This window comes from Noviherbaspirillum sp. (assembly GCF_035254865.1).
Lineage (GTDB): Bacteria > Pseudomonadota > Gammaproteobacteria > Burkholderiales > Burkholderiaceae_D > Noviherbaspirillum.
In genome coordinates, this window is record NZ_DATFAF010000004.1 from 105,864 (window position 1) to 111,863 (window position 6,000).

6 protein-coding genes are annotated in these 6,000 nt (G+C 61.9%); 3 read left to right on the top strand and 3 right to left on the bottom strand.

Annotated features, from left to right (window positions below):
- Positions 1-111: 111 nt before the first annotated feature.
- The gene (locus VJ651_RS01290; protein ID WP_324105687.1) at positions 112-1,155 is read right to left on the bottom strand and encodes a hypothetical protein; all 1,044 of its coding nucleotides are present in this window, start codon (positions 1,153-1,155) and stop codon (positions 112-114) included.
- Positions 1,156-1,527: 372 nt separating this feature from the next.
- Between VJ651_RS01290 and VJ651_RS01295 the strand changes: the two genes are divergently transcribed.
- Positions 1,528-2,400 carry an alpha/beta fold hydrolase gene (locus VJ651_RS01295; protein WP_324105688.1) on the top strand — a complete coding sequence of 291 codons (873 nt, stop codon included), beginning with the start codon at positions 1,528-1,530 and terminating at the stop codon, positions 2,398-2,400.
- Positions 2,401-2,539: 139 nt separating this feature from the next.
- Here the strand turns inward: VJ651_RS01295 and VJ651_RS01300 are convergent, their stop codons facing one another.
- Complete coding sequence (locus VJ651_RS01300) at positions 2,540-3,208, bottom strand: hypothetical protein (protein ID WP_324105689.1); 669 nt, start codon at positions 3,206-3,208, stop codon at positions 2,540-2,542.
- Positions 3,209-3,706: 498 nt separating this feature from the next.
- On the opposite strand from VJ651_RS01300, the gene VJ651_RS01305 reads away from it, so the two are divergent.
- Together VJ651_RS01305 and VJ651_RS01310 are read left to right on the top strand one after the other, a co-directional pair.
- Positions 3,707-4,435: an aspartate/glutamate racemase family protein gene (locus VJ651_RS01305; protein WP_324105690.1), complete on the top strand. Its 729-nt coding sequence runs from the start codon at positions 3,707-3,709 to the stop codon at positions 4,433-4,435.
- A 40-nt stretch (positions 4,436-4,475) separates the two neighbouring features.
- Positions 4,476-5,381, top strand: a complete 906-nt coding sequence (locus VJ651_RS01310; protein ID WP_324105691.1) for a crotonase/enoyl-CoA hydratase family protein — start codon at positions 4,476-4,478, stop codon at positions 5,379-5,381.
- A gap of 28 nt (positions 5,382-5,409) precedes the next feature.
- Here VJ651_RS01310 and VJ651_RS01315 read toward each other — a convergent pair.
- Positions 5,410-6,000 (bottom strand): DMT family transporter (locus VJ651_RS01315; RefSeq protein WP_324105692.1); only part of this gene is annotated, 591 nt, incomplete at its 5' end.

Genomic DNA, 6,000 nt, shown 5'->3' on the forward strand with positions numbered 1-6,000 from the left:
GGCTGTTCAATAGCGTAGCGAGCGGGCCGCGACTGGGGCCGAGGAGCGCACGCGTACGCCTGTACGCAGAGCACCGCAGGCCCCAGGATCGGCTAGTTTTTCAACAGCCTGCTAGATCAAGGCGCTCAGCTCGGTCCAGGTCTTGACGATCGTTTCATCGACGATGCCGTCGCCGTTCCTGTCGATGGCGATCTGCACGCTCGTGGCGTCGCGCACCGTCATGGTCAGGCTGGTGCCGTCACTCGCTCTCACCGTCATCACGCCCTGGTTCGGATAGAGGCCGCCCTGCTGCTGGAACGGGGTCATTGTGCGTACGGTGTAGGAAACATTGTTGCCTATGCGCGGCAGGTCGCCCGTCAGCGTGTAGTCGCAGCGATAGGTGTACAGGTTGGCGGAAGTCACGGAGGCGTCATAGCTGTAGTTCGTCAGCATGCGCGTCACCATCGCTCCACCCCGTGTCGTACTCATCTGCAGCGAGCTGCCGCTGACGGTGAAAGCCCGTGTTCCGGACAGGTTCTGGCCATAGTTCAGGCTGATGTCGCCGTTGGCCGTCTCCGTGATGTTGTTCTGCATGACGGAGAAATTGTTGAGCGTCATCCTCATCGTCGCGTTCCACGCTCCCATGGACGATGGCAAGCCGCTGATATTGCTGAAGGCGATGGTCAGCCCGCCATTGAACTGATGCATGCCTTCACGGCAGCCGCTGCTGGTGACGGTCAGCGTATCGCCGTTCGAGACCATGTTCGCGTTCATCATGTTGTACGAACCGGTCATCATGCCGCCACCGCTGCAGGTGATGGTTCCCGTGCCCATCACGCCGAGCACCATGTCGGCAGGCTTGTGCGCGAGCACCCGGTACATCTGCTGGAGGCCGGCATCGATCAGGCCGGTCGTCGGCATCGGCGTCTGCACCGACACGGCCGTCACAAGATCGGCGCCGGCGGTGCCGCCCGCGACGGCCTGGCTGTTGAGCGCATCGGAGGCAGCGTAGGCCTGCGCGGCCACATCGCTGGCATTGGCGGAGGTGATGGTGGATGCGGCCTGCGTGGACGAACCCGGCGAACCGGACGATCCGCCGCCGCCACATGCGGCCAGCAACAGCGCGAAGCCGATCGATAATGCCAGGGAAGAAAACTTGCGAAGACGGGGTTGCATGGTAAAACTCCCTCTGTCAGATGGGAAAAACAATATCGCGGAAACAGGCAGAATGCCGCGTTTCCCGCGTCGATAAAATGAATGCCGGCCCGGTCTTCCCGCCGCTTGCGACGCGGCATGGCAAAACGGTCGTCCATAAGACAATTACAGCCGATTTTTCCCTGCGCGCCAGTCCCGCTTGGCAGTGGAAACGGAATATCTTGATCTGAGATAATTCGAGAATGGCCCGCAAAGACAAGTCGTTGGCCGGGAGAATCAAGCGTTGACGGTAGGCATTTTCCCGCCGCGCGCATAATATCGCGTACCGTGCAGCCCTCGTGCGGCCCGCTCGCCGAGTTGAAAGTTCTGAGCAAACATGATCCGGGGTGACCAATGAGATTTTCCGAGGACAGGCTGGCATCGCTCGCATGCAGCGACGGCATCGAGCGCAGCATCCACATCTGGGAGCCGAAGCAGCCGCGAGCGGTCATCCTCGCGCTGCACGGCGGCATGGCGCATGCGGGAGACTATGTCACGCCGGCGCTGTATTTCCGTGACAAGGGCTTCGCCACGGTGAGCTACGACATGTGCGGCCACGACCGCAAGAAGCGCGTCGACATTCCTTCCTTCAACAACTTTCTGGATGACGGAGAATTGTTCCTGCAATGGGTGCAGCGCAGCTACCCCGGCCTGCCGATCTTCGTGATGGGCCATTCGATGGGCGCGCTGATCAGCACCTGGCTCGGCCTCACCCGCTTCCCGCGCGATCGCGACATCAAGGGCTTCATCATTTCCTCGCCCTACTACGTCAATGCAATCAAGGTGCCGGCACTGCTGGTCTCGCTGTCCACCGTGCTGGCCAGGCTCATGCCCAAGGCAAAAGTGCCGCTGGCATCCCTGACCGACGCGCTGACCCACGATCCCGACATCACCGCGCGGCATTATGCGGACGAGAAGGATGATATCCGCGCGACCGAGGTGACGTTCCGCTTCGCGAATGAACTGGCGCAGGCCCAGGCAGGACTGACAGGAAAGCTGTCGTCGTGGCCGTATCCGATGTTCGCCGTGGTTGCCGGCAATGACAAGCTGGCCGACGCGCAGGCGGTTGCGGCGATGTTAAAGACGGTCCGCCCCGATCTGCTGGAATACCATTTTTATCCGGACAATTACCACGAGAATTTCAACGAGCTCAATCGCGAGGAAATTTTCGCGAAGATCCAGACCTGGATGGAGACGCGCCTCGCACGTGCGCAGGACGCGGCATAAAGGCCCATTTCGGCAGGGAGCAGACTCGATAATGGTCGGCGGCAGAGCCTGGCCCCCTGTACTGCATGTCCGCACACGGTGAAACGTGTACGCTCCGGCTGGACAATGTTCATGCTGCCTCGCCGCGCGTTAGGGTACGTTAGGGTTTGACTTTCAGCAGCGGACCTGCGGCATCAGGGAACTGACTGGTGTTCAGCACCTGCACTCCCGCATTGTGTTCGCCATTGAAGGGCGTCACGGCGCTCGGGCAACCGGCAGCGGCGGCATCTTGCGGCGAGTTGAACCACATGCCGAGGTGGTAGGTGTGCACCGGACCGCTCTGCGGATTCGAGGTCGCATCGGGGAAGGCATTGTTGTGTACCGAAGGCGCCCCGGCCACGCCCGGTGCGACGATGAAGGTCTCCTCATTGAAACGACCGATGAATGTCGCATGTCCGTTTCCGTTGGCATCGGTTTCGATATCTCCTTGATACCATGACAGGCCGAACGGCGCGTTCGGCACCTGGATTACAAAGAAATCGAACCCGGTCCTTGGCGGCAGCCCTCGCACCAACACTGACATCACCTCGACCGGCCCCTGCGGCAGTATCGTGACGGTCGCTCTTGCGTTCGGCAGGCAGCCGGCGTTGACGATGCCGGGCGAGCGCACCATCTCGAACAGCGCCGGCCCGTTGGTGGCGCCGGACGAGGTCGCGCCACCGGCCAGTGCAGCGGCAACGAGTGCCGCCACGCCCAGCCGGCGAAATGCGGATGTCAGCGAGCGCGGGACCGAAGGGGTATCTGTTTCGTTCGTAGTTGCGTTAGTCATATCGACCATACTCCTTTCAAGATTGTCTGGAAGATCAAGGATGAAGGGGCTTCGCCGACACTGCCGCGGACTTGCGTTGCGCGGCGCATGCCGATCCACTCATGACACACGGCATTGCCGAGCGAGGCGCAGTCGTTACGGCAAGGCCGGCAAATGCGGCAGCCCCGCTCCAATATAGGCAGTGCCGATCAGGGTGGCTTGATGGATGTCGAACCCGCGTGGTTGATGCACGCACGGCGTGCGCGAGCAAGACGGCGTCGGGGAATTTTTATTGCAGGAAGAATTGCCGCGTGGTGCGAACAGATTCGCGCAGGAGAGCGATTGCACCGCTATTGATCGATACACTGCATCAGTGTCGCGTCTGCCATGCATCATTGTTTGATGCGATCGATTCCGCAGCCAAGAATGTCAAGTATGTGAAACCTTTGGTCGAATGCCGCACTGCACTTCCGCCTTTGCTATGATCACGGGAACCGTCGCGCATTGAAGGATCAAATCATGATTCATCACATCGGTATTATCGGTTGCTCCGCCGAAGGCGCAGCGTTGTGTTATCGCACCATATGCACCGAAGGCGCGCGGCTTCTCGGTCCGCACGCCCATCCCGAAATCTCGATGCACACGCACTCGCTCGCCGACTACGTTCGCTGCCTGGAGCGCCACGACTTGCATGGTGTCGCCGAGCTGATGCTCTCCTCCGCGCACAAGCTCGCCAAGGCCGGTGCCGATTTCCTGATCTGCCCCGACAACACCATTCATCAGGCATTCCCCCATGTCGAACCACAATCGCCGTTGCCGTGGCTGCACATCGCCGAAGTCGTTGCGGAAGAAGCGGTCGCACGCGGCTTCCGGCGCGTCGGCCTCACCGGCACGCACTGGCTCGTCGACAGCGATGTGTATCCGGAAAAACTCGCGGCGCGCGGCATCGCGTTTGTGCGCCCGACCAGCGCCGAACGCGACGAGATCGGACGCATCATCATGCAAGAACTTGTGCTTGGTGTTTTCAGGCCGGAGTCGATTGCATGCTTCCAGCAAGTGATTGCACGCATGAAGGACCAGGGATGTGACGCAGTTGTGCTCGGCTGCACCGAGATCCCGTTGATTATCCATGATGCGAATTCACCATTGCCGACGCTGGATTCGACACGGCTGCTGGCGCGGGCGGCGCTGAAGCGGGCGGTCGGCGCACCGGTGCCACCGCACACCGTTTCCTCCCTCGATTTATGATGAAAAGCGGCCTCCATTACTTGAACGGAAAAGAAAAACGATGCACTACGAGACAATCACATACGACATCCAGGAAAACATTCTTACCATCACGCTGAACCGCCCCGAAAAGCTGAATGCCTTTACCGGCACCATGATGCTGGAGCTGATCGACGCCTTCGACAAGGCCGACGCGGACGACGAGGTGCGCGCGATCATCGTGACCGGCGCGGGCCGTGCCTATTGCGCCGGCGCGGACCTATCGTCCGGCGCAAAGACCTTCGACTTCGCGGCGCGCGAAGACCGGCCCGACAAGCAAGGCACGCCGCGCACGCCGGACGGTGAGGTGGACTGGAGCCATGCGTCGGTGCGCGATGGCGGCGGGCGCGTATCGTTGCGCATCTTTGAATGCCTCAAGCCGGTGATTTCCGCCGTCAACGGCGCAGCCGTCGGTGTCGGCGTCACCATGCAATTGCCGATGGACATACGCATTGCCTCCGAGGATGCGCGCTTCGGCTTCGTCTTCAACCGCCGCGGCATCACGCCGGAAGCCTGCTCAAGCTGGTTCCTGCCGCGCCTGGTCGGCATCAGCAAGGCACTGGAATGGACTTATACCGGCCGGGTGTTTTCAGCCCAGGAAGCACTTGAAGGCGGGCTGGTGCAACAGGTGTGCAAGGCGGAAGACCTGCTTCCCACGGCCCGCGCGCTGGCACGCGAGATCGCCGACAACTGCGCCCCGGTCTCGCTTGCGCTGACACGGCAAATGATGTGGCGCATGCTCGGCGCGGAACACCCGATGGACGCGCACCGCATCGACAGCCGTTCCATCTACGCCCGCGGCGCCGCACCGGATGCCAAGGAAGGCGTGATGTCCTTCCTCGAAAAGCGCCCGGCGAAATTCACCAACAAGGTATCGCAGGACATGCCGTCGTTCTTCCCGTGGTGGGAGGAGAAAGAGTACAAGTAAAGATGCGGGTTGTGCAGCGGCGGATGCGCTAAACCTGCCGCTTCCCGGTGCTGCCGGCCTGACGGGACAGCGCAGCATCCGAACTCCGCACCGGTGCAGTGGCGAGCAGGATACCGGCCAGCGAGACGGCGAAGGCGGCCATCTGGATGCCGGTCAGCGTCTCGCCGAGCGCCAGCACGCCGACCAGCGCAGCGCTCACCGGCAGCATCACGGTAAACACGCCGGCCTGCGCGGCGGGAACCGACTTCAGCCCGGTCATCCACAGCCACACGGTCCAGACGCTCGCGGCCAGTCCGTAAAACACCAGCAGCAGCCATATCCCGGGCTTCACAGCCGCAAAGCCGAAGCCGAGCGCCATGGACAGGGCGAGCGGCGTCATCAGCGCGAAGCCCCACAGATTGATGATGGCGCTGATGCGCTTGGGACTCAGCACAGCGGTGAGTTTCTTGCCGATCACCGCATAAGACGCTTCGCACAGCACCGCTCCGAACACCAGCAGATTGCCGAGCCAGGCCGCCTGCTGCGCATCCCCCGCCGCATGCGATGGCTTGGCCAGCGACAGCAGGCCGATGCCGAGCGCGCCGCAGGCCACCGCCGCCCAGATGCGCGCTCCGATGCG